General features: G+C 60.7%; 23 protein-coding genes. 10 read left to right on the top strand and 13 right to left on the bottom strand.

What is annotated here, in order from left to right:
• The first annotated feature begins 1 nt into the window (after position 1).
• On the top strand, positions 2-1,261 hold the full coding sequence (locus AC2FL1_RS19075; protein ID WP_496877970.1) for a TRAP transporter large permease: 1,260 nt from the start codon (positions 2-4) through the stop codon (positions 1,259-1,261).
• A 79-nt stretch (positions 1,262-1,340) separates the two neighbouring features.
• Entirely contained in the window at positions 1,341-2,003 is a 663-nt protein-coding gene (locus tag AC2FL1_RS19070; protein WP_496877969.1) for a TetR/AcrR family transcriptional regulator, read from the top strand.
• A gap of 465 nt (positions 2,004-2,468) precedes the next feature.
• On the opposite strand, the gene AC2FL1_RS19065 is transcribed toward AC2FL1_RS19070, so the two are convergent.
• From AC2FL1_RS19065 to AC2FL1_RS19040, 6 genes are all read right to left on the bottom strand, one after another.
• Positions 2,469-2,609 carry a hypothetical protein gene (locus AC2FL1_RS19065; protein WP_496877968.1) on the bottom strand — a complete coding sequence of 47 codons (141 nt, stop codon included), beginning with the start codon at positions 2,607-2,609 and terminating at the stop codon, positions 2,469-2,471.
• A gap of 5 nt (positions 2,610-2,614) precedes the next feature.
• On the bottom strand, positions 2,615-3,016 hold the full coding sequence (locus AC2FL1_RS19060; RefSeq protein WP_496877967.1) for a helix-turn-helix domain-containing protein: 402 nt from the start codon (positions 3,014-3,016) through the stop codon (positions 2,615-2,617).
• 322 nt (positions 3,017-3,338) lie between these two features.
• The gene (locus tag AC2FL1_RS19055; RefSeq protein WP_496877966.1) at positions 3,339-5,045 is read right to left on the bottom strand and encodes a Na/Pi cotransporter family protein; all 1,707 of its coding nucleotides are present in this window, start codon (positions 5,043-5,045) and stop codon (positions 3,339-3,341) included.
• A complete protein-coding gene (locus AC2FL1_RS19050; protein ID WP_496877965.1) occupies positions 5,035-5,577 on the bottom strand; it encodes a universal stress protein in 543 nt (180 codons plus the stop codon). Before AC2FL1_RS19050 ends, AC2FL1_RS19055 begins: the two co-directional genes overlap by 11 nt.
• A 32-nt stretch (positions 5,578-5,609) precedes the next feature.
• The gene (locus tag AC2FL1_RS19045; protein ID WP_496877964.1) at positions 5,610-7,184 is read right to left on the bottom strand and encodes an inorganic phosphate transporter; all 1,575 of its coding nucleotides are present in this window, start codon (positions 7,182-7,184) and stop codon (positions 5,610-5,612) included.
• Between the two features lie 689 nt (positions 7,185-7,873).
• The gene (locus AC2FL1_RS19040) at positions 7,874-8,476 is read right to left on the bottom strand and encodes a helix-turn-helix domain-containing protein (protein ID WP_234219897.1); all 603 of its coding nucleotides are present in this window, start codon (positions 8,474-8,476) and stop codon (positions 7,874-7,876) included.
• Positions 8,477-8,572: 96 nt separating this feature from the next.
• Between AC2FL1_RS19040 and AC2FL1_RS19035 the strand changes: the two genes are divergently transcribed.
• The 7 genes from AC2FL1_RS19035 to AC2FL1_RS19005 are packed head-to-tail and all read left to right on the top strand — an operon-like array spanning position 8,573 to position 15,861.
• Entirely contained in the window at positions 8,573-9,715 is a 1,143-nt protein-coding gene (locus tag AC2FL1_RS19035; protein WP_496828416.1) for an NAD(P)/FAD-dependent oxidoreductase, read from the top strand.
• Positions 9,715-10,995, top strand: coding sequence for a TRAP transporter large permease (locus tag AC2FL1_RS19030; RefSeq protein WP_496877963.1), 1,281 nt, complete (start codon positions 9,715-9,717; stop codon positions 10,993-10,995). The genes AC2FL1_RS19035 and AC2FL1_RS19030 overlap by 1 nt, the downstream gene beginning before the upstream one ends.
• A 46-nt stretch (positions 10,996-11,041) precedes the next feature.
• Positions 11,042-12,016 carry a TRAP transporter substrate-binding protein gene (locus tag AC2FL1_RS19025; protein ID WP_496877962.1) on the top strand — a complete coding sequence of 325 codons (975 nt, stop codon included), beginning with the start codon at positions 11,042-11,044 and terminating at the stop codon, positions 12,014-12,016.
• Between the two features lie 4 nt (positions 12,017-12,020).
• Positions 12,021-12,542, top strand: a complete 522-nt coding sequence (locus tag AC2FL1_RS19020; RefSeq protein ID WP_496828410.1) for a TRAP transporter small permease — start codon at positions 12,021-12,023, stop codon at positions 12,540-12,542.
• A gap of 1 nt (position 12,543) precedes the next feature.
• Positions 12,544-13,992, top strand: coding sequence for a M81 family metallopeptidase (locus AC2FL1_RS19015; protein ID WP_496877961.1), 1,449 nt, complete (start codon positions 12,544-12,546; stop codon positions 13,990-13,992).
• Positions 13,993-14,011: 19 nt separating this feature from the next.
• The gene (locus AC2FL1_RS19010; protein WP_496877960.1) at positions 14,012-15,460 is read left to right on the top strand and encodes a M81 family metallopeptidase; all 1,449 of its coding nucleotides are present in this window, start codon (positions 14,012-14,014) and stop codon (positions 15,458-15,460) included.
• Between the two features lie 11 nt (positions 15,461-15,471).
• The gene (locus AC2FL1_RS19005; RefSeq protein ID WP_496877959.1) at positions 15,472-15,861 is read left to right on the top strand and encodes a RidA family protein; all 390 of its coding nucleotides are present in this window, start codon (positions 15,472-15,474) and stop codon (positions 15,859-15,861) included.
• A 661-nt stretch (positions 15,862-16,522) separates the two neighbouring features.
• On the opposite strand, the gene AC2FL1_RS19000 is transcribed toward AC2FL1_RS19005, so the two are convergent.
• The 6 genes from AC2FL1_RS19000 to AC2FL1_RS18975 form a co-directional block, all read right to left on the bottom strand.
• Complete coding sequence (locus tag AC2FL1_RS19000; RefSeq protein ID WP_496877958.1) at positions 16,523-17,560, bottom strand: NnrS family protein; 1,038 nt, start codon at positions 17,558-17,560, stop codon at positions 16,523-16,525.
• A 6-nt stretch (positions 17,561-17,566) separates the two neighbouring features.
• Positions 17,567-18,478 (bottom strand): ubiquinone anaerobic biosynthesis protein UbiV, encoded by a 912-nt coding sequence (ubiV, locus tag AC2FL1_RS18995; RefSeq protein WP_496877957.1) that lies wholly within the window; start codon positions 18,476-18,478, stop codon positions 17,567-17,569.
• A 4-nt stretch (positions 18,479-18,482) separates the two neighbouring features.
• Positions 18,483-19,481 (bottom strand): ubiquinone anaerobic biosynthesis protein UbiU, encoded by a 999-nt coding sequence (ubiU, locus tag AC2FL1_RS18990; RefSeq protein WP_496877956.1) that lies wholly within the window; start codon positions 19,479-19,481, stop codon positions 18,483-18,485.
• Positions 19,482-19,498: 17 nt separating this feature from the next.
• Positions 19,499-20,008 (bottom strand): ubiquinone anaerobic biosynthesis accessory factor UbiT, encoded by a 510-nt coding sequence (ubiT, locus tag AC2FL1_RS18985; RefSeq protein ID WP_496877955.1) that lies wholly within the window; start codon positions 20,006-20,008, stop codon positions 19,499-19,501.
• A complete protein-coding gene (locus AC2FL1_RS18980; protein WP_496877954.1) occupies positions 20,005-20,208 on the bottom strand; it encodes a hypothetical protein in 204 nt (67 codons plus the stop codon). The genes ubiT and AC2FL1_RS18980 overlap by 4 nt, the downstream gene beginning before the upstream one ends.
• 170 nt (positions 20,209-20,378) lie before the next feature.
• Entirely contained in the window at positions 20,379-20,915 is a 537-nt protein-coding gene (locus AC2FL1_RS18975) for a DUF2478 domain-containing protein (protein ID WP_496877953.1), read from the bottom strand.
• 252 nt (positions 20,916-21,167) lie between these two features.
• On the opposite strand from AC2FL1_RS18975, the gene AC2FL1_RS18970 reads away from it, so the two are divergent.
• Positions 21,168-21,593, top strand: a complete 426-nt coding sequence (locus AC2FL1_RS18970) for an RrF2 family transcriptional regulator (protein ID WP_496877952.1) — start codon at positions 21,168-21,170, stop codon at positions 21,591-21,593.
• A 187-nt stretch (positions 21,594-21,780) separates the two neighbouring features.
• Here AC2FL1_RS18970 and AC2FL1_RS18965 read toward each other — a convergent pair.
• On the bottom strand, positions 21,781-22,439 hold a 659-nt coding region (locus AC2FL1_RS18965), incomplete at its 5' end, for an AMP-binding enzyme (protein WP_496877951.1).

The raw sequence follows: 22,439 nt of genomic DNA, 5'->3' as shown, positions 1-22,439 counted from the left end.
CATGTATGCTGTTCTTCTTCTTTTGATGGTTCTGGCGCTTTTGGCGTTCAGGCAGAACATCATCGTCATCCTTCTGGCTTCGGCGGCCTATGTTCACCTTGTCTGGGGCGACGGACACCTCGAATATTTGGCCGAGGATATCTGGATAAGCTTGGACAATGCGCTTTTGCTGGCGATCCCGATGTTCCTTCTCGCTGGCTCGATCATGACCCGCGGCTCCATCGCGCGCCGCCTGATCGACCTGGCAATCAGCGTTACACGCCCCATTCCCGGCGGTCTCGCCGTTGCCACGATCCTCAGCTGCGCAATCTTCGCCGCCATCTCCGGCTCATCGCCGGTCACACTCCTGGCGGTGGGCACGATCCTTTACCCTGCGCTCCTGGAAAACGGCTATTCCAAGCGCTTCTCGCTCGGCGCACTGACCTCTGGTGGAACGCTGGGCATCATCATTCCGCCGTCCATCCCCCTCATCCTCTATGGCATCGTCAATGAGCAGAGCATCGCCGATCTGTTCCTTGCCGGGATCATTCCAGGGCTGATGATAGCGGGCGTGCTGGCCGGCTATTCCTACTGGGTCAACCGAAAGATGCCTGCTCAACCCTTCGACCTGCGTGAGTTTACCACCGCCCTGAGACGCGGCGGCTGGTCGGCGCTGCTGCCGGTGATCCTGCTGGGTGGGATCTACTCGGGCTATTTCTCGGCCACCGAAGCGGCTGCGGTGGCACTGGTCTATGCGCTCTTCGTCGAGATCTTCATTCACCGCGAACTGAAGCCAATCGACTTTTACCACACATGCGTGGACACGGCGAAGTTGCTGGGGATGCTGTTCCCGATCGTGGCCGTCGCGCTGAGCCTCAAGACCATTCTGACGATCGAGGAAATCCCCGACCAACTGGCGATGTGGATCACGTCTGTCACCGACGACAAAATCGCCTTCCTGCTGGCCGTCAACGTGCTCTTGCTGATCGTGGGCTGCCTGTTCGACGTGATCTCGGCAATCCTGATCCTGGGTCCTCTCCTGATGGTGCCGGCAGTGGCTTATGGCATCAACCCGGTGCATTTCGGCGTGATCATGGTGATCAACCTAGAGATTGGCTTCCTTACGCCGCCCCTTGGACTTAACCTTATCGTGGCGATGACCGCCTTCCGAGAAAACTTCATCGAGATCTGCCGCGCGGTATTGCCGTTCATCGCGCTCATCCTCGCGGTGCTCGTGGTTGTCACGTTCGTGCCCCAGACGGCACTGTTCTTTGTGAGATGACGAACCTGCGCGTCGCTTTGACAGAGCGACGCGACACGCTTAAATCAAGCAGGGAGCGACCCCGACAACAAGGAATGCCATGGATATCGACGCGTTATTGATGGATGACGACATCCCCGGCGTTCTCCCGGCCAAACAGGCGCGCAGTCGCCGAATCCGCGATGCTTACATCGAGGCGGGCTTTAAGCTATTGAACAGCAACAGGTTTAACGACCTGAAGATTTCGGACCTTGCGGAAGAGTGTGGCCAATCTGTGGGCAGTTTTTACACCCGCTTTGAGGATAAGGAAGCCTACTTTCGCGCCTTGCGTGCAACGGCAATCCAACTCTGCAATTCGGAAATCCACGCGCGCGTCAACGTGGATAAACTCTACGAAATGGAACCCAGCGAAGCGCTCGATGCCTTGGTCGACCTGATGGCCGATCTCTTCACCGGACCGGTCCGTGGTGTGCTTCGCGAATCCTTGCTGCGCATTCTCGAACCCGATGACCCGTGGGCCCCAATGCGCGACAGCGCGCGCGAGATCATGCGAAATTATCGCCGCGCCTGTGCAACACTGTTTCCTGCTTTCACCCCGGAAGAGACCAAGGAAAGACTGAGCTTTTGTTTTCAGCTCATCGTCGGTGCACTTCAGAATGACCTTGTCAACGACTATCACGTTTTCTCGACGCGAGACCATTCGCTCAGGGCTGCGTTGAAAGAGGCAACACATCGATACATGCGCTTGACCGACCTGTCTTGAAGCAGTCGGTGCTATTCTTGCCTTCAGACGTGTGATCGCGACATAGGCATCATGTGCTCTCAGGCGCTCTGTGCGCATCGCAGGGCGCGATCTGCGTTCTTTATTGTCTTGCCTCTCTACGCGACTTATGGAGCGCGGCGCGTGGTAATGACACCTGAGTGTCACTGCGCGGCTCCGCAAGACCCTTGTATTCTTGGGCCTCTGATTATCGGAGGGTCTACATGCCACCCGAAACAACGGTTTTCTGGCTTGATCCGTCAACTATTGGGAGACTTTAAGCATACCCTGAACCTGATTTTGAGGTGAATTCGTGGACGCGTGGTTTACTTGGACCCTAGCCGGGGTTGTCCGACGCCAACCTAAGTAGACCCAATGATTGGTCTATCAGTCATGGTGGCGGACGTTGTTGGGACCCGGCGAACCACAGCACCTCAGCCATTCCTCGGCACCACTATACCTGCTTCATCAAGTGCCCCGAAGCGCACAGAGGCGCCGCAGGAGCTGCACCCGGCGCAGGGTGGGCCTCGGGTCGCTCCCGTCGCTCACCTCGCGCAGGAAGCGCAGCCAGGCGCGTTCGTTGGGGGCCAGGTCGCTTGTCTCGTCCATCACGCTCATCTCCCGAAGATCGCCTGAATGGCTGCCTGCGACCTGCTGGTCAGCCGGGGATCGGTGTTGTTCGAAGCCGCGCGGATTGCCTCGATCCAGCCGCGTTCGTTCATGGTGACAGGATCGCCGAAGATCTCCACAACCGCCTCGGCCGCCGTGCGCCCTATTGACTGCTCCAGGGCGAGCCGCATCAGAAAGGCCGGGTCGCACTCCAGTGCCCGTGCCAGCGCCGGCACGCGATCCAGCGCCACCTTGGAGATCCCCTGCTTGATCATGGTGATCATGTTGGGGTTCGGGAAGCCGGTCGCGGCGGCGATCTCGGCCTGTGTCTTCTTCGGTTTTAGTTCGAGTATCCGGCGCTCGACGTATGTCGCCATCCGGGTGTCTGCGTGCGGTTTCTTGGTCATCGCTATCCTCGCAAGAGTGACGCAGCATGTGCTGCATGTCTTAGCTATAGCGATGGCTTGATTGGGGACGCGTGGCGGGAAGCGCTCAATGCCCAACATCATTTACTTCTGTTGAACATAGGAATCGTTTCATGTTCCAGCGACACTCGTCCATCGCGCATGCCGTCCATCACGATCCCATAAGGTTGCTGCAGGACCAAGCCACGAGAAATCCGCGACAGCTCGAAGTGCTGCCTGACGGCCAAATATGCTTGTCCTGCATGGAGTCTTTCTCTGCCGTCAACCTGCCCGGAAAGCGAGACAATGCTATCGGTATTGCCCGTCAGGCTGCCTCGGTCTCGGTTGCCGAGTCCTCGACGGGCTCACTTGTGTCGCTAATAACGGTCTTGGCAATGGACCGGGCGGTGCGGAAGATCGAATCAAGGATTTCCACCAGTTCGATCTCGCGGATATAGGCACCCAGCCCCGACGGTTCGCCGGTCAGAAGCCCGATACTCTTGCTTTCGATTTCCTGACGTAACCGGTTTAACCCGACCTTGCGATTGCGCACTTCAGCGGCGAGCTCGGCATCCTGCCGGACCATGCTCTGTATCGAATCCGACAGCGCCGTGGTGACGCTTTCGTGAATCTTCTTCAGGCGCGCGACGCGCTTGGGGTCGGATTTCACCCCTTCGTCGATGCGCTTGCGGGTGCTGAGGGCGATGTCGTTGGCGACGCGGTCACCGACATATTCAAGTTGGTTGGCGATTCCGAGCAGCGACAATACCTCGGCCCCCTCGCGTTCCGACAGAGAACCAGTGCTCAGAGCGCCCAGATAGGTCACGATTGCCTTGTGCAGCGCGTCGATCGACTGGTCGCGGCGGGTCAGGTCGGTCAGACCGGCGGTATCGTTTGCGGTCGCGGCCGCGAAACCGTCCTTCAGCAGATCGATCACCTGCCTGCCCATGCGCTCTGTCTCGAACCGGACATGTTCCAGTGCGATCGCCGGGGTGGATAGCAGGAACGGATCAAGGAACCTCGGCGTTGCATCCTCGTCCTCCTGCACCGGCTTGTCCGGAACCATCCATTCAACCAGCCGCGCAATCTGGGTGGTGAAGCCGATCAGCAGAGCGGTATTGACGACGTTGAAGATGGTATGCGCATTGGCGATCTGGCGTGGCGCCTCGGCGGCGTCGCGGGCGGCGCCCTGCAGGTGATCCGCGACGGGAGAGATGGCGCGCACCAGATCGGCCAGGACCGGGATCAGGAAGATCCAGATCAGCACCCCGATCACGTTGAACAGCAAGTGCACCACGGCGGTGCGCACCGCCTCGCGCGGCTTGCCGATCACCGCCAGCCAGGCAGTCATGCAGGTGCCGATATTTGCCCCCAGTGCGACAGCGATGGCAGTTTCGAGACTAAGCAAGCTCTGACCGGCCATGACAATGATGATGCCGGTGGTCGCCGCCGAGGACTGGATCACTGCGGTGAACAGCGCTCCGGCCAGAACCCCGGCCCAGACGTTGTCGAGGTGGGCAAGCATCTCCAGGAAAGGCTCGTAGCTGCGCAGCGGACGCATCGCGTCGGACATCACGCTCATACCGTAAAACACCAGGCCAAAGCCCAGGATCATGCGACCATACTGGCGCCAGTTTTCGCGCGGCGACAGAAAGGAAATGGCAAAACCGATTGTTATCGCCGGCAGGGCGATGGCCGAGACCTTGAAAGCCAGAAGCTGGGCGGTGATGGTCGAACCGATGTTGGCGCCCATTATGACGCTCACGCTTTGCGCCATCGACATCAGCCCGGCCGAGATGAAGCCGACCAGGATGACGGTTGTCACCGAGGACGAGTTGACGATCGCCGTCGTCACTGCACCGACAGCCACGCCCATGAACCGGTTGCGCGTAAGCCGGGCGAGGATGTCCTTCATGTAGCTGCCGGCGGCACGTTTCAGCGCGTCGGTCATGATGTCCATGCCGAACAGGAAAAGCGCCAGGCCACCAAGCAGGCCGATGGCCAGGGTGGTGGCGTCGAACTCAGCGGTCATCATCTGTGCCGGCTTGGGATGTTTCGTCTGGTTCAGAAAGGGCCGGAATATCGACGTTCGGGCGCCGCGCCTTGACCACCACCACCGGCATGGGCGCCTTATGAACGACGGTTTCAGCCACAGAGCCCATCAGCAGGGACTGAACCCGCGTTCGACCGCGCGAGCCGATCACGATCAGTTCGCAGCCGCGCGCAACTGCGGTCTCGACGATGCGGCCGGCGGGCAGGCCTTCGACCATCTCGGTCGTCACCTTCGGGGCGCCGCGTCCCTTCAGCATCGGCGCGATCTCTTTCAACTGCGCCGCCATCATTTCCTCGGCGACCTCCGAGATCATGACCAGACCGGGTTCGTCCTTGCGGGTGTAGAACCCCGGCGCCTCGGCGCTGTCATGGATGGCGTGGAACAGGATCACCGGCAGCTTGGCCAGCGCGGCGTAGGCAAGCCCCCAGTCGATCGCGGCATCGCTGTCGCGTGAGAAGTCCACCGCGATCAGGACCGGTGCAGGTCCGGCGGGGTCTGCTTCGTCCGGCATTGCTGTCTCCTTCGTCGTCTGGTCGCTGCCCATCATGGCAATAGCATGCCGCGTAGCGTGAAGTAGAACATCGCGGAAAGCAGCCCCGAAACCGGCACGGTGATGATCCAAGCGGCGGCGATCTTGTAGACCAGCCCGCGGCGGACCAACTCGACCCGATGGATCCTGTTCAGCCCCTTGCGTTCGGCCGAGGTGATCTCGGCACCGGATTTCTTGGCTTTCATCTCGCGCAACATGATCGTCCGTTCCGGGATCGTCGCGGCTTCGAACCGGGCGATAAAGGCTTCGACCTCTTCGGGACGGTCATCGCGGTGGTGGAGACGGATTTCAGCCACCATCATGGCGTAGTTCCGCTTGAGGTATTCACGCAGGAAACCCACTCCGAACACCCCTCCGACCGCGATATGGGTGGAGCTGACCGGCAGGCCCAACTGCGAAGCGACGATCACGGTGATGGCCGCCGACAGGGCGATGCAGAAGGCCCTGGTCTTGTCCAGTTCTGTGATCTCAGTGCCAACGGTGCGGATCAGGCGCGGACCGAACAGGCCAAGACCGACAGCGATACCAAGCGCGCCGATTGCCATCACCCAAAGCGGAATCGTCGCCTTGGTCGAGACCATCCCGGTTTGCAGCGCATCGACGATGCCGGCCAGCGGGCCGACGGCATTGGCCACGTCATTGGCTCCATGGGCAAAGCTGAGCAGCGCGGCAGCAAAGATCAACGGGATTGTGAAGAGGTCGTTGATGCTGTCCTTTGAATTGGGCAGGCTTTCGGCCAACTTGTTCACGCGCCAGCGCGCGAACAGCATGATCGCCATGCCGATCGCCAAGCCGATTGCAAGGGCAGGCAGGAAATCGACCTTGACGATTTTCTTGACCCCTTTGAGCAACAGGTAAGTTGCAAAGGCCCAGCCCATCAACCCGATCAGCAGCGGCACGATACGGCGACCGGCGGCGATAACGTCCGTTTGGTAGTTCACCGTGCGCTTGATCAGGAACAGGAAGGCAGCGGCGATCAGCCCGCCCAGCATCGGCGAGATGATCCAACTGGCGACGATCTGGCCCACCTGGCCCCAATCGGCGATGGCCATGCCGCCCGCCGCTATACCGGCACCCAGCACACCGCCGACGATGGCATGGGTGGTCGACACCGGAGCGCCAACCGCAGTGGCAAAGTTCAGCCACAGCGCCGCGGCTAGCAGCGCAGCCATCATCAGCCAGATGAATTCCTCCGCGCTGTGCACCGCGTCCGGCGAGATGATACCGCTCTTGATCGTGCCCACCACGTCGCCCCCGGCGATCAGCGCGCCGCCCGCCTCGAAGAACATGGCGATCAGGATTGCGCCGGTCAGGGTGATGGCACGAGAACCCACAGCCGGGCCGACATTGTTGGCAACGTCGTTGGCGCCGATGTTCATCGCCATGTAGCCACCGATGGTGGCGGCCGCAACCAACAGGACACTGCCCCGTGTTTCCCCCATGACGGTGGTCGAAAAGATCATGATGAGAACAAGGAACAGAACGGCGAAACCAAGCCTGCCGAGCTCGCTCCGGTTCTCGGCTGCCCTTTTCTGGATGCGTTTAACGTCGATGATGTTATCGGTCATGGTGCCCCCGGCGTTTGCCCGCCTGGGAGCCTATGACTTAGTTTTTTACCTAGGCATTGACCGGGGTCATTGTGGGCGTCCGATCTCCCAGTGGGAAACCGAAATTCGAATCGTGTGACCGAAATGGCGCGAAAGGATCGGGGCCAGCTACGAGCGAATGCTGGAAACCCGGCGCCTGCTGGAACGCGTTCAGTCGGGATAGTCGAAATATGTCCGCAATGAAACCGCAACGCTATGCCGCATCAGAAGGTCATTGAGGCACTTCAAACCACACCAATAGTCTTTATTTTTGGGCTTTCGCACCGGGCACTCGCCTTCGGGAGGCAGGGGCCGGATGTTCGAATCCTCTCACTCCGACCAAGTAAAACAGAACCATCAGGCCTCTCCCGAAAACCAGCCACAACGTTACCAGCAACGTTTTAGAATGGACCCGCGCCGGAAATGTTTCAATGCGGAGGGCATGTCGGGTCGAACCGGTTTGCCGGAGGCTACTTGATCTTATTCACGCACACATCTGAGCTCGCCGGAGTCGCAAAGTAGTTTGCTTTGGCCGCTGGTGGTGGAATGCTCCCGACGGACTCAAACAGGCGGCGGTCGATGTGCTAATTCAACCGCTTCAAGCTTGCGTATTCCATGGTATCCGAACTGCGCCATGACCCGCCCCCAGGGGATAGCGGAGAAACGAAAGACTATCCTGGTTTCCAGCAGACACCCAAGACCGTCGCGTCCGCCTCGCCCGTCGAGACATAGGCGTGGCCGAGGCCGCTGTCGAAATAGATGCTATCGCCTTTTTCCAGCACGACAGGCGCCCTCCCTTTAAGATGGACCGTAACTGCCCCGTCAATGACGTAGATGAACTCTTCGCCCGGGTGGGAAATAAAATCTTCGAACGCCTCAAAACTATGGGCTTTGATGTGGCCAACCATTGGTACCATATGCTTGCCTGTCACGTCCGAGGCGAGCATGTCGTAGTCATATGTCGCCGAGCGGTGCAAAGGCGCTTCACCTGCGCGCGTGACCGATACCGTCCCATGCGCAAAGCCTTCTGCTTGAGAGTCAAACAGTTCGCCCACATCGAGACCAAGCCCTTGGGCAAGACGCATGAACCTATCATAGGTCAGGGAAATTTCGCCTCGCTCCATCTTGGAAATCGTTGAAATGGCAAGGCCGGTCCGTTCGGCCACCTCTTTCAAGGTCCATTTCCGCGCCTTTCGGATCTCCCGCACGCGCGCTCCAAGATCGGTCTCGGTGGCCGTTGCGTTCGGTTCAAGGCTTTTGAGTAGTTTCTGCATGTTTTTCCTATTGGAAAATTTCACTGTTTTCCGATTGGAAAATATTGTACCCTTCTTTCCAAGCAAAAGAAAACGATTCCAAGCCAGGGTCAGGATTTGTCAGTCAGCAAGCACACATTTGAAATCGCCGTCATTGGCGCCGGTATCGCAGGAGCCTCTGTCGCGACCGAGCTTTCGGCCTCTGCGCGTGTCGTTCTGATCGAGCAGGAAAACCAACCCGGATATCACACCACGGGGCGTTCCGCGGCGGTTTATTCGCCGATCTATGGCCCTCAGCCGATCCGCGCCTTGACCCGCGCTTCGCTGGAGTTTTTCAAACACCCGCCAGAAGGGTTCTGCGATCACCCGCTTTTGACGCCGATTGATGCCGCATTTGTGGCCCGTGCAGATCAGGCCGCCGCGCTTGATGCAATGCAAGCCGATTTAGCCGATGCCTCGACCGTGCGTCGGTTGGGTGGCGATGAACTTGGTCAGAAATTGCCGCTCTTGCGCAATGACTACGCCTATGGCGCCATGTGGGATAGCGGCACTTCTGAGATTGATGTGGCGGCGCTGCATCAGGGATATTTGCGACAGTTCAAGGCACGTGGAGGCACGTTGCTGACAAATGCAGCCGTCGCCGAAATTGCCCGCGAAGGCGCGATCTGGCGGATCAAAGCAGGCCAGCACGACCTCTCGGCAGGTATTGCCGTCAACGCAGCGGGCGCATGGGCCGATGAGGTCGGTCAGATGGCCGGTGCCGAGCGGATCGGGCTTGTACCCAAACGGCGCACGGCGCTGATTATCGACGCGCCAGAAGGATTTGACGTAAGGGGCATGCCGCTCGTCGTGGACGTTGACGAGCAGTTTTATCTCAAGCCTGATGCAGGCAAGCTGCTGATCTCTCCTGCCAACGAAGACCCCGAGCCGCCCTGCGACGTGCAGCCGGATGAGATGGACATCGCAATCTGCGTCGATCGGATCGAGCGCGCGTTCAACCTATCTGTCAGACGGATTGAGAGCTCTTGGGCGGGTCTTCGGAGTTTCGTGGCCGACAAATGCCCTGTGGCGGGCTTTTCCGAGCGGGCAGACGGATTTTATTGGCTGGCGGGCCAAGGCGGATATGGCATCCAGTCGGCGCCGGGGCTTGCGCAATTTGCTGCGGCCGAAGTTTTGGGCCAACCAATCCCGGCGCATGTTCTGGCCGAAAGGCTGGACCCGTCAACGATCCGGCCTAATCGCATGGGGATCGGCGCGTGATGTGGCTTGTCCCTATCTTTTTGGCGGTGCTACTGGCCTCGGGTCTTGGGCTTGCCTATGTCGTCGGCGGCGCAGCGGTTGTGTCTTTCATTCTGACAGACAACGCCCGTTATCTTGCGATCCTGCCTCAAAAGGTCTTTTCGCAGATCAGCGTTTTCGCTCTGTTATCGATGCCGCTGTTCATACTTGCGGGCGAGTTGATGAACCGTGGCGGCGTGACCAAGGCGCTGATCGACGTATCGATGGCCATCGTCGGGCGCATTCGCGGCGGGTTGGGCCATGTAAACATCATGACCTCAGTGTTCTTCGCGGGTATCAGTGGCTCCGCCGTGGCGGATGCGGCCTCGCTGTCAAACACTTTGGTCCCGGCAATGGAGCAGCGTGGCTATACCCGTCTTTATGCCGGGACGATCACCGCGGTTTCCTCGATTATCGGACCGATTGTGCCCCCCTCGATCATCCTGATCTTTTACGGTGCGATCATGCAAACCTCTGTCGCGGCGCTGTTTGTTGCGGGCATTTTGCCGGGGCTGCTGTTGGCGGTCGCTCTTTTTGCGATGAACGCATTTTTCGCCATTCGCGATGACCACCCGCGTATCCAAAAGGGCGAGGCTCCGCCCGTCTTGCCCGCCATCGCGCGTGCGCTGCCTGCCTTACTGTTGCCTGTAATCATCGTGGGCGGCATCGTGTTGGGCTGGATGACCCCGACCGAAGCGGCTGCTGTCGCCGTCATTGTCGCTGCCCTGGCCGCCCTCTTCTATGAGGGCCTGAAGGTGGATGACGTCCTTGAAAGCCTGCGCCGCACCGCCATGCTGACCGGTTCGATCTTTATCGTTCTAAGCGCTGTGGCGGCCTTTGGGCATCTGGCTTCGCTTGAAAAAGTGCCACAGGCGATCTCGGCGTCGATCACCGAGTTGGGGTTGGGGCCTGTGGGCTTCATGCTGGCGATGAACGTGCTTTTCATCCTTGCAGGCATGTTTCTTGATATCCCGATGGCGTTGGCGTTGCTGGTGCCGCTTATCGCGCCCGTTGCGCTGGCGAACGGAGCCGACCCCGTTCACCTGGGTATTGTGATCTGTTTCAACCTGACCATCGGCCTCGTCTCACCGCCGATGGGCGGGTGTCTGCTGATCGTCTCGACTGTCACCGGGCTGAACTATTGGCAGCTCGCCCGCGCGGTCATCCCGTTTGTCATCGTTGAAATCCTTGTGCTTGGGGTGTTGGTCTTTGTTCCGGAGATCAGCCTCTTTCTGCCCCGTGCATTCGGCTTGTGGAACTGAAGTCACCTGCCCCGGCGGAGACGGGGCAAACAGAGGAGGAAATGAAATGTCATTCATGATCAACCTGAGCGCTGCAAGCCTTGCGCTGGCCGTCGCCTTTGCTGCGCCCGTTGCGGCAGAGGTCAAGATCGCGCTCGACTCAGCTACCGATCTTGAAAACTCGGGCACATACGTCTGGGCGCATGCCTTTTCGGAGTATCTGAATGCTAACGGTATGGACGCCGTGGAATACGAGCGCGGCGCGCTGGGTGGGGAAGCCGAGAAAATGGATCAGGTCCAGCAGGGTCTGCTGGAAGTCTCGCTCTCAGACACGAAAGGCGTCGGCGCACTCGACGGCCATATCATACCGACAACGCTGCCCTATCTCTTCCCTGATTGGGCTACGGTTGATCGCGGCCTAGAGAATGGCATGCTCGACAAGATCAATGCGGGCACGACACCACAAGGCGTCCGCGTGATCGGTATGGCGGCTCTCGGCTCGGCTGCGGGGATTTTCAACACAAAAAAGCCCGTGAAATCAGCAGCTGATATGGCCGACCTGCGAATGCGCGCACTCGATGAAAATCAGATCGGCGTCTATAAGCTCTGGGGGACAAACGGCACGATCGTGGCTTGGGACGAAGTCCCAAACGCGCTTCAGACAGGCATTGCCGATGGCTACCTCAACCCACCCATGGTTCCGCTGATGTTCGGCCACACCGGCTTCATCAAATATTTCACGGATGCTAAGGTTGGCCTTGGCAGCCGCACGATCATCGTCTCGGAAGATTGGTATCAAGGCCTTTCTGAAGAAGAGCAAAAGATCGTGATGGACGCCGCCGCGGCAGCCACAAAGGCCAACCGCGAGTGGCTTGCCACGCGCTCGGCCGAGCTCGACAAACTGCGCGAGGCTGGCATCGAGGTAACCACGCTGACGCCAGAGGCCTGGAACGAGTTCAGAACGCTCAGTGAGCCTCTGCACAATATGGTTCCGCTGCCGGAAGGCGCGCTGGACGCGTGGAAAACAGCGAGCGGTATGTGAACTGATGCGCGCGGTGATCTTTTGGCTGGACCGTATCTCGGCTTCCCTCAACAGGGTTGCGCTTTGGGGCGCGGTTCTAACGGTGGCGGCGCTCGTGCTGATCGCCTTCTGGCAGGCCGCAGCGCGCTATCTTCTCGACCAACCCCCGGCCTGGACAGAGGAGCTGGCCCGCTACCTCATGGTCTGGGCAGGGCTTTTGGGCGCATCTTGCGCTTTTCGCATTCATGCCGATCCGTCGCTGTTTCCCGATGCACGAAAGCGCGAGGATGGCATCGGGCGGCTGTTTGCAGTGATCCGCGCCATCGGTGCATTGATCTTTATCACTCCGATATTGTGGTATTGCCTCTACGGGCTGAACGGAAAGGTGACCTCGGGCTACATTGCACGCAATGCCCGCGTAAGCGCGGAGACGCTTGATATCCCGATGTCCTTCTTTGCCATAGCCATACCGGTTGGGTTCGGGCTGATCCTCTTGCATCTGCTGGCCAATCTGGGGACCGCCCTGATGCGCCGCGAGGCGGATTGACATGAAGCTGATGATCGCCTCGCTTGTCACCGAGACTAACAGCTTCTCGCCGATCCCCACGGGGAAGCTTGCCTTCGAGGCGGGGCTGTTGACGCGAGAGGGGAGCCGGGCTGAGCCGCGCATGCACAACGTCTCGCTGCATGTCTGGCGCCGCATGGCCGAGGAGCGGGGCTGGAAGGTCGTCGAGAGCCTGACGGCAGCGGCGCAGCCTGCGGGGATCACCACACATATCGTGTACGAGGGTTTCCGAGACGAAATCCTCGGCGATCTGAAGACCGAGCAGCCTGATATCTTCCTCATCAACATGCACGGCGCGATGATTGCCGAGGGCTATGACGATTGTGAAGGAGATATGATGGCCCGCGCCCGTGCCATTCTGGGGCCAGACAAGGTCATCGGGCTTGAGCTTGATCCGCATAATCACCTCACGAAGGCGATGCTTGAGAACGCGACGCTCATCGTGAATTACAAGGAATACCCGCATATCGACCCTGCGGAGCGGGCTGTCGAACTCTTCGAGATGGTGGCCGATGCTGCCGCGGGTAAAACTCGTCCCGTTATGCGCGTTCATGATTGCCGAATGCTTACGATCATCAAAACGCTGACGGAGCCTGGCAGAAGTTTTGTCCAGGCCATGAAGGATGCCGAGGGCAAGGATAATATCCTGTCTGTCTCGCTCACCCATGGCTTTCCTTGGGGTGATGTGGCCGATGTAGGAGCGAAGATGCTGGTGATTGCGGATGGCGATGCCGATAAAGCCGCGCAGCTAGCGCAGACATTCGCTGAGAAACTTTGGGACATCCGAGATGGGCTGCGCCTCGACTATCCCGACATTCCGGCCGCGCTCGACAGGGTTGAAAAGGCAACGGTGTTCCCGATCACCCTTGCCGATATGGGCGACAACCCGGGCGGCGGCGCGCCTTCGGATGCGACGTTCTTCTTGCATGGAGTTCTGAAGCGGGGCCTCAAACAGGTGGGGCTGGCGCTTTTCTGGGATCCGGTTCTTGTCGGCATGTGCCAGGACGCGGGCGTCGGCGCGAAGATGCGCGTGCGTCTCGGCGGCAAGGTCTGCGAGGCGTCAGGCAAAGCGCTTGATCTTGATGTGATCGTGCGGGGCATTCGCGAGAACATGTCGCAGGCTGTAAACGATATGTCGATCTCGCTTGGCACCGGCGTCTGGCTGGAAGCGGATGGGGTGCATATCATTCTCTCGTCAAAGCGCGCTCAGTGCTATTCCCCCTCGGTCTTTACCGACCTCGGGCTCGATATCGCCGATCTGAAGATCATGATCCCGAAATCCACCAACCACTTCTACCAGAACTTCGAACGCGTCAGCGCCGAGGTGATCCATGTTGGCTCACCTGGTGCCGTGACGCCCGCCATTGCATCCATCCCCCTCACCAAACGCGACGGAAACTTTTGGCCGAAGGTCGAAAACCCCTTCGCCTGAGACCCAAGGAACGACTGCCATGAAATTGCTCATCGCCTGCCTTGCGACCGAAACAAACACCTTCTCGCCGATGCCGACGGGGCGAAATGCCTTTGAAGCGGCGATGGTCACACGCGAGGCCACCAGGCAGCCAGCCAATCTGTTCACCGCGCCACTGCATGAATGGCGGCGCATGGCCGAGGGCAAAGGCTGGGAGGTGATCGAAAGCCTCAGTGCCGTCGCGCAGCCTGCCGGCACGACCGTGCGAGAGGTTTACGAGAGCTATCGTGACGAGATCCTGGCCGACATCGAGGCGCATCAACCCGATGTGCTTTTGATGTCGATGCACGGTGCGATGGTGGCCGACGGCTATGATGATTGCGAAGGAGATATGATGGCCCGGGCGCGCGTGCTGATGGGGCCAAACAAGGTGATCGGGCTGGAGCTTGATCCGCACAACCACCTGACCAAAGCGATGCTCGACAATGCCACGCTCATCATCAACTACAAGGAATATCCGCATGTCGACGCGCCTGACCGTGCACGCGAATTGTTCTTGATGGCCGCCGACGCTGCCGAGGGCAAGACGCAGCCGGTGATGCAGGCGTATGACTGCAGGATGCTGACGATCATCGAGACGATGAAAGAACCGGCCCAAAGCTATGTGCAGGCTATGAAGGATGCCGAGGGCAAAGATGGCATCTTGTCCGTTTCACTGGCTCACGGCTTTCCCTGGGCAGATGTCGCCGATGTGGGGGCAAAGACACTTGTCATCGCCGATGGCAACGCCGATGCAGCCGCCACCACGGCCAAGGATTTTGCCGACAAGCTCTGGGACATCCGCGAGGGCCTGCGTATGGATTACCCCGACATCGGCCAGGCGCTCGATATCGTTGCCGCTGCGAACCAAGGTCCGATCACCCTCGCCGATATGGGTGACAATGCGGGCGGCGGCGCGCCTGCGGACTCGACCTATTTCCTGCAGGAAATCCTCAAGCGGGGTATGAAGGACATTGCCCACGGCATCTTTTGGGATCCTGTTTTGGTGGCCATGTGCCAGGATGCGGGTGTTGGCGCGCGGATGCGTGTACGCCTAGGTGGCAAGATTTGCGCGGAATCCGGCGAGGCCGTCGATCTCGATGTCACCGTCCGGGCCATCCGCGAGGGCATGACGCAAAAGCTCGGCGAAAGTGACATGCCTATGGGGACAGGTGTTTGGCTTGATGCAGATGGTGTCCATCTGATCGTGTCGTCGATCCGCACCCAGAACTTTGCACCCACGGTCTATACTGATCTCGGGCTGGATTTGACGGAAATGCGCGCGGTGATCCCGAAATCCACCAATCACTTTTACCAGAATTTCGAGCGCATCAGCCCCGAGGTGATCCATGTGCGTACGCCCGGAACGGTGACGCCCGACATGACAATCATCCCGTTCACCAAACGCGATGGAAATTTTTGGCCCAAGGTAGAAAACCCGTTCAGCTAAAGGAGCGTTCCATGGCAGTTGACCGTATCGGTACTCCGCCCGTCCTTCCCAATGGCGCTCCGGTGCCGCTTGTTCCCGCAACACGCGTGGGAAATCTGATATTCTGTTCTGGTGCATTGGGCCTGGATGCCGACTTTAAGCTGGTCGAAGGCGGCGTCGGCGCGCAAACCCGCCAGGCTATCGCCAATCTTCAAGCGGTGCTGGCTGAATCAGGCGCAACCCTTGCCGACGTTGCAAAGACCACCGTCTGGCTGACGGACCTCGCAAATTTCGCGGAGTTCAACGCAGCCTATGCCGAAGCATTTGGCAAGGATTTACCCGCGCGCTCAACCGTTGCATCAGCGCTCGCCATTCCGGGCGCAATGGTCGAAATCGAAGCGGTTGCCAGTGTCGAAGCATAACCCCCAAACGCCGCCCCAGTCCCGGCAGACATGAACTGGGGTGCGGACCGATAGGTTTCTGTCGCGCGGCATGAACACAAGGCTGCGCGCCATCTCGGATCGCCGGGGCTACCCACTGAACGTGTCCGTGACCGCAGGGCGGGTCAGCGATTGATCGGTGTGCGCCGAACGTTGATTGGCGGCTCGGTGGCTGCGGACATGACCCCGGCTGGGGCTGGGAAGCGTTGAAAGGCTAACGTATACGCGCCTGCATAACCGGCTGGAAGCAACGCAAGACCGCGTTGCGCCATGACAGGCGTCGAAACCGGTTCGTGGGCATATGCGGCAGGCTCAAGGATTGGCGAGTTCGGCGACCCGATATGATGGGTGTCCGGGGTTCACCTATTAGCCATCGCATTCGCCGCGCTCGTCATTTTTGCCGGGAGTCCTGCGTTTGGATCTCGGGCGAGGGGCGTTCGTCCAAGGCCGCGCTGCTGCCGCATCCTATGCGTCTTTTCTCGCTCGTTTCGATCATAGTGCCTCTGCCCTATATCCGGTGGCCAGGCCGTTCCAGTCGGCCGGATTGACGCTGCCTGTGCCGCTTGGGGCCGCTGAACACCGGTCTGGGTGTCGTTTCGACAAGCGCCGCTCCATGCCGGGCAAGAAACACCAGCCAGGCGATTCACCAGATGACAGGCGCGGCCGCCTGGCCCGCGGTATCGACATTGGCAAAAACCCGGAGCGCTGCGGCCGTCCACAACAAGGCGAAACCTCCTCCATCGACGAGGTTCGGGCGCAGCCGGTCGGCCCGACGGGCGACCGCCCGAGTGGCCACCGCAAAGATCGAACAGGCAACGGCACCAGCCTTCAACCCGTGGAGCGCCGCACCCGACATGGTGTCGAGCGCGATCGGACACAGCCCTACAGGCAGCCAAGAATACCCCACGTGCTGCATGACCAGCAAACCATCCCTCAGAACCTCTCGGTCCAGCCAGAGGATGAAACGCATCGCCTCGCTAGCAGCAGCAATCAGCAGACAGAAAACCCGCCAACCAGAGGCGGTTTCACGGGTGGCAAGCCAGAGCGCGAGAAGGATCGCGACCGCTCCCGGCAAACCGAACAGCCTGGCCGTGGCGAAACGTCGTTTCTGCGCGTCGGTGGCGGCCAATTGGTTCCAGGTGAAGGCGGCTACCATCCGCCCGCCAACGATAGACAACAGAGCCGCAAGGCCAAGCACCGGGATCTGGCTCTCTGTAGCGCCGAGCAGGACCGCGATCTGCATCGCGGTCAGTGCCAGCGCAAAGATCGCATGTGCCGCCCCCTTTGCCCGGGTCGATTGCAGGGCGGCGCGGGTGAGAAGAAGCGCCACAAATGCCATGAACGCCGCTGCCGCAGGCACCGTCAGGCGGGGGTCCTGCCCAAGCGTACCTGCGGCGGCCAGCCGCGATAGCCCCCAAAGCGCGACAAGAATCGTCACGCCAGTCGGTGAAAGGCGCGCGTTTGCCGACCAACTGGTCATCGCGGTCAGCGCGTAAGCTGCGAACATGGCCGAGGCGAAACCGAACACCATTTCATGCGCGTGCCAGGCCACCAGATCGCCCAGGGGAGAACGTGTCAGGTCAATGCCCGTATCCCAACTGATCGGCCCGACCGCGACGATTGCCCAAAATCCGCCAGCCAGAAACAAAACGCGGTGCGGAGTGGCCACCGGGCGGTGCATTTCGGCTCAGGCAGGGGCCGCCATGGCGATCCGACGATAGCCCGCGACCCCATGATAGAAGCCATTGCTGAGGCCCGCGTTTCCGACCAGCGCCGCTAGGCGTGCATCGGCTTCCTGCACGGACAGCCTATCGTCGGTCGCGTCGCGAAAGAGCCGCGCCACGGCGACCATGTCCACCGCCTGCGGCATCAGGCGCAGATGGGTGACACCGTCTGCCACCAGCTGCGCCACTTCGGGCAGAAGGGTGACATAACTCTCGGATTGGGTCTGGATGCCGTTGACGCGCAGGATCGACCGACCGTCGCGCGTGCGCAGCGGCATGCCGTCCTGATCCTCCTCGCAGATGAACTGGCAGTTGTCCTTGGTCCGGCCATGGGCGCGGGCGTGGTAGCAGCGCGCGGAGACCGCCAGCGAGGCGCGACCGAACACCTGTACCTCGACCCCCAGCCCGGCGTCGCGTGCCGCCTGGGTCGCAATGGTGATGGCCGCGGCCGGCATTTCGGCTGGCAAACAGACATGCGTCGCGCCCTGACCGGCCATCCAGGTGATCGTGGTTTCGTTATAGGCGTTCATAAAGGGGCCAATGCGATGGGGACGTTTGCCGCGTGCAAAGAGGCCAGCGGCGTTGTTCATCTCGATCTCGGGTGTGTCGATTGCAGCCAGCTCCTCGGTCGCTTTGCGCTCGCGCTTCAGCATCACCTCGGCCAGCGAGGACAGGATCACGGTCTTGCCGGCACGTTCCAGCCGCTCGATTGTTGTCGGCAGGTCGGCCTCGTGGAAAGGCGCGCGCTTGGAACATATGACCTCGCCAAGATAGACTTCGTCGATCGGGGCTTCGTCGGCGATACGAGCATAGAAATCACGCCTCCATTCGGCGGACCAGTGATAGGCAATCGGGCCGAGCGTCAGTTTGGTCATTTCTCTACCGCCATTTCTTTGTCTCGAAGGCGCCCTGGGTCTGCTTTTGCCCCTCGGTCAGTGCGACCAGATCGGCGATGTTCGCCTGGCGCCCGGCGCGGATGTCGTCGACGGCCGTGCGGAACGCGCGCACCACGTTGCGCACATAGCTCTTTGACCGCTGCCGGCCCTCGATCTTGAACGCATGGACGCCTGCCTCGATCAGTTCGGGCAAGAGCCGTGACAGGTTGAGGCTGATCGGTTCCTCGAAGGCGTAATAGCCCTCGGGTCGGTGGGGCGCCGTATAGCGGCCCTTGCAGATGGTGGGATAGCCCGCTTTCTCATCCGGGCCGAAGCAGTCGATGGTGAAGCCTGCCAGTTGCGAGGACATCGAGCCGTCGTCATGCCGCAGATACTCTACATCCGAGGCGGGCGAGCACACGCCGTCCATGTTCGTCGATTGCCCGGTCAGATAGTTTGTCAGGCTGCAACGTCCCTCGACCATCAGCCCATGATTACCAAAGATGAAGGTCTCTATCTCGCAGGGGATTTCCTTGCGGATCTGACGGATCTCGGGGATCGTCAGGATACGCGGCAACACCACGCGCTTGACGCCGAAACTCTGGCAATAATAGCGGATCGCTTCGGGGCTGGAGGCCGCCGCCTGAACCGACAGGTGCAGACGGATGTCGGGATGGGTGCGCGCGATGTAATCGGCCACTCCCATATCGGCCACGATGAATGCATCGACCCCAAGCCGCGCACCGGTATCGGCGGCCTGACGCCATAGGTCGACCTTGCCCGCCGGCGGATAGGTGTTGAGCGCCAAGAGCACCTTCGCCCCCTTGGCATGGGCATAGCGCACGGCCTCGGCCAGCTCTTCCGGGGTAAAGTTGAGACCGGGAAAATTGCGTGCATTGGTGGCGTCTTGAAATCCGCAATAGACGGCATCGGCACCGGCGTCGACAGCAGTGCGCAAGGCGGCGGGCGTGCCGGCGGGGCAGATCAGTTCGGCAAGGCTCATGGTCGGCCGGTCTCCTTTCAGGTCGAGGCGTAGGAACGGCGCAGCCGGGTCAGGATAGCGCGACCCGGAGCGCCGAACATGTCGGCGGTTTCCTCGGCTATTGATCCGTCGACATCGTCGAGCGCGTTTCGCAGCCGCACCACCGCTTCGGTGTCGCACGTAACTTCGAGATCGCGCGAGAAGAAGGCGGCATCGCCGTCCTCCTCGGAATCAATCAGCTCCAGCAACAGCATGAACCGTCCGCGGATCGTCGCGCCTGCTGCTGGTGCGAGATCGCGAGGGACTGCTCGCAAGACAAGTGCCTGCGGGTCGGGGCGCAGATGCAGCGCGAAAGGCAGTTCAATGGGGTCGATCAGAAAGTCGGTCGTCTGATGCGGTCCGAGCCTGTCAAAGAGCGTGGGATGACGTTCCGCGACGCGCCGCACTACCCGCGACAGGATCGGTTGAACCAGCATTGCCGAAAGCCGCGCCACCGCGCCCTGTCCGGGCAGGCGTTGATGCGGGGCGGTGCCTGTGTTGGCAGTCATGTCTCGGCTCTCCCTTTTTGCGGCCTGCCGGTTTCCGTCACGGCCCGGTCTTTCGGTATCTCATCGGGCTTGGGATGCATCGGGTGCGGGCTTGCGGTCTCGTGCGCTGGCGCCGTGCTGACCCCGAACGGGTGGACATAGGCGGGGTCGATCTCGGCCGCCATACAGGGGGGTGAGGCATATGCGTTCGTGTCGCTCATGTCCAAGCCCCGAGATGCCGGGAAGCCATTGCGCCTGCCAAGGTCATCTGCCTGTTGGCATCGGTCAGGAGGCCGGCAACGTGGGTAAGGCGCAGCCGTTTCCGACCCGGACTTATCCGGATGTCATCCGACACCAGAACGGTCGAGGTCACTTTAGCAGCACTGCGCATTCACGCCTCCCGAACTGGAGGGGCGGCGCGTGAAATCACGTCGCGGCACCAGGCCAGAATTGTGTCTTCGTCCGGCCGCAGGGTTGTCGACAGGTCTTTTGCGAACTCTGCAAAGGCTGCTCGGTGGGCGTCAGAGACACCAATCAACACAGGCACGCCCTGTGACAGGGCCTCGGCGATCAGGGCCCGGAACCCGCGACCCTCTGCCTCGCTGAGGCCGAACTTGTTCAGGACAACCAGTTCGGCCCCTTCCGACGCCAGCCGGGCGGTTGCCAGTCCCACCGCCAGTTCCAGCGCCCCGGCGTCCATCCGGCATGCCGTCGACCCGGCGCCGAGTTCCTGCGTGATGCGGACGATCGGCCCATCGGGCAGCAGGTGCAAATCGCTGTTGCAATGGCTTGTCGCGCCTTCCGTGAGCGGGGCGCGCAAGGCTCCGGCGACCCTGATCCCTTCGACCTGAAGCTGGGCGACTACGGCAGCCAGCAAACGGTCGGTCGCTCCGCGTCCCTCTGCCGAAACACCCGCCAGTGTCTTCATGATCGTCTACCTTTGCTTGACCAGCCATGCCAAGGACACGCGAGATCCGAGACCCGCCCGATGCCCGTGGCGATACCTTGTCGGATTTCGGTCGATAGGGGCGCTGGCTTCCTCCCGCTTATCGGGGGCGGCATCGACTCTCATGGCCGGTCCTTTCGATGGCGACTCGCCTTTTCAGGAACGAATTGGTATTTGATTTGCCGAATACCCCGAGCTAATACGCATTGTAAATACCAAAACAGGAGCGCGACCTTGCGTCTCACGACATTCACCGACTATGGGCTTCGCGTGCTGATGCGGCTGGCGGGAGTACCTGACCGCGCCCTGAGTACCGCTGATCTTGCTGCGGAATTCCAGGTATCGCGCAACCACCTGGCCAAGGTTATCTCTGCCCTTGCCGGGGCGGGTTATCTCGAAACGCGGCGCGGCGGCGGGGGTGGCGCCATGCTGGCACGGGCGCCAGCTGAGATACGCTTGGGGGATGTCGTGGCCTGTCTCGAGGCCGACCAGGCGATAGTCGAGTGTTTTTCACCCGGCGGCGCCGCGTGCACCCTGACGCCGCATTGCCGATTGAAGGGACGACTGGCGCAGGCCGAGGCGGCCTTCATTGCCGATCTCAACCGCAGTACGCTGGCCGATTGCGTCTACCGACCCGAGGGCGCATGGTCCGCTCCTTGAGGTAACATGCGGAAACCGGGCCTTCGCCCGGTCCTGCTTGGGGCCATTGAAACGCGTCGGGTGCCAGCACGCGCCATCAAGGACACTGGCTGCCCGTGGTGACGTGTGCCTACCGGACGAAGCCCCCTCGGTCGGCCGGTTTCAAGCAACGCAAGGCGCCCGGTCTGTCAGGTTCCTGATGGTCGGCTCAGACTGGAACCAGATCGCGGACCTTCTCTCTCAGCACGAATTTCTGAATCTTACCGGTCGAGGTCCTGGGGATCGGCATGAAGACGAATGCCCCGGGAACCTTGTAGGGCGCAAGGTGGTCGCGGCACCAGGCGCGGAGCTTGTCCGCATCTGCCTGTTGGCCTGGCGCGAGCTCGACGAAGGCGCAGGGCGTTTCCCCCCATTTCTCGTGAGGCATGGCAACCACGGCGGCCACAGCGACGGCAGGATGGCGATAAAGCGCCTCTTCGACCTCGATCGAGGAGATGTTCTCTCCCCCAGAGATGATAATGTCCTTTGACCGGTCCTTTAGCTGCACGTAGCCGTCGGGATGCATCACGCCAAGGTCACCCGAGTGGAACCAGCCACCGGCCAGCGCCTCTTGCGTTGCCTTGGGATTGCGGAAATAGCCTTTCATCACGACGTTGCCGCGGAACATGACTTCGCCCATGGTCTTGCCGTCACGCGGCACGGGGATCATGGTTTCCGGATCCAGCACGTCCAGACCTTCGAGCGGAAGGTACCGCACACCCTGCCGCGCCTTCAGCGCGGCTTGCTGGGCAGCGGGCAGGTTGGACCAGCTTGCATGCCAGTCGTTGACCACTGCCGGACCATAGGTTTCGGTCAGCCCGTAGAGAT

This window comes from Ruegeria sp. YKSF070 (genome assembly GCF_059612725.1).
This window is presented reverse-complemented; position numbering and strand designations above follow the sequence as displayed.

Bases quoted from the DNA above. Each gene is read 5' to 3' on its own strand.
- AC2FL1_RS19005 (WP_496877959.1), top strand. From the start codon at position 15,472: ATGGCAGTTGACCGTATCGGTACTCCGCCCGTCCTTCCCAATGGCGCT.
- AC2FL1_RS19040 (WP_234219897.1), bottom strand. From the start codon at position 8,476: ATGCAGAAACTACTCAAAAGCCTTGAACCGAACGCAACGGCCACCGAG.
- AC2FL1_RS19055 (WP_496877966.1), bottom strand. From the start codon at position 5,045: ATGACCGCTGAGTTCGACGCCACCACCCTGGCCATCGGCCTGCTTGGT.
- AC2FL1_RS19030 (WP_496877963.1), top strand. From the start codon at position 9,715: ATGTGGCTTGTCCCTATCTTTTTGGCGGTGCTACTGGCCTCGGGTCTT.
- ubiU (WP_496877956.1), bottom strand. From the start codon at position 19,481: ATGAGCCTTGCCGAACTGATCTGCCCCGCCGGCACGCCCGCCGCCTTG.
- AC2FL1_RS19025 (WP_496877962.1), top strand. From the start codon at position 11,042: ATGTCATTCATGATCAACCTGAGCGCTGCAAGCCTTGCGCTGGCCGTC.
- AC2FL1_RS19065 (WP_496877968.1), bottom strand. From the start codon at position 2,609: ATGGACGAGACAAGCGACCTGGCCCCCAACGAACGCGCCTGGCTGCGC.
- AC2FL1_RS19075 (WP_496877970.1), top strand. From the start codon at position 2: ATGTATGCTGTTCTTCTTCTTTTGATGGTTCTGGCGCTTTTGGCGTTC.
- ubiV (WP_496877957.1), bottom strand. From the start codon at position 18,478: ATGACCAAACTGACGCTCGGCCCGATTGCCTATCACTGGTCCGCCGAA.
- AC2FL1_RS19015 (WP_496877961.1), top strand. From the start codon at position 12,544: ATGAAGCTGATGATCGCCTCGCTTGTCACCGAGACTAACAGCTTCTCG.
- AC2FL1_RS19000 (WP_496877958.1), bottom strand. From the start codon at position 17,560: ATGCACCGCCCGGTGGCCACTCCGCACCGCGTTTTGTTTCTGGCTGGC.
- AC2FL1_RS19070 (WP_496877969.1), top strand. From the start codon at position 1,341: ATGGATATCGACGCGTTATTGATGGATGACGACATCCCCGGCGTTCTC.
- AC2FL1_RS19050 (WP_496877965.1), bottom strand. From the start codon at position 5,577: ATGCCGGACGAAGCAGACCCCGCCGGACCTGCACCGGTCCTGATCGCG.
- AC2FL1_RS19045 (WP_496877964.1), bottom strand. From the start codon at position 7,184: ATGACCGATAACATCATCGACGTTAAACGCATCCAGAAAAGGGCAGCC.
- AC2FL1_RS19010 (WP_496877960.1), top strand. From the start codon at position 14,012: ATGAAATTGCTCATCGCCTGCCTTGCGACCGAAACAAACACCTTCTCG.
- AC2FL1_RS18980 (WP_496877954.1), bottom strand. From the start codon at position 20,208: ATGAGCGACACGAACGCATATGCCTCACCCCCCTGTATGGCGGCCGAG.
- AC2FL1_RS19020 (WP_496828410.1), top strand. From the start codon at position 12,021: ATGCGCGCGGTGATCTTTTGGCTGGACCGTATCTCGGCTTCCCTCAAC.
- AC2FL1_RS18975 (WP_496877953.1), bottom strand. From the start codon at position 20,915: ATGAAGACACTGGCGGGTGTTTCGGCAGAGGGACGCGGAGCGACCGAC.
- ubiT (WP_496877955.1), bottom strand. From the start codon at position 20,008: ATGACTGCCAACACAGGCACCGCCCCGCATCAACGCCTGCCCGGACAG.
- AC2FL1_RS19060 (WP_496877967.1), bottom strand. From the start codon at position 3,016: ATGACCAAGAAACCGCACGCAGACACCCGGATGGCGACATACGTCGAG.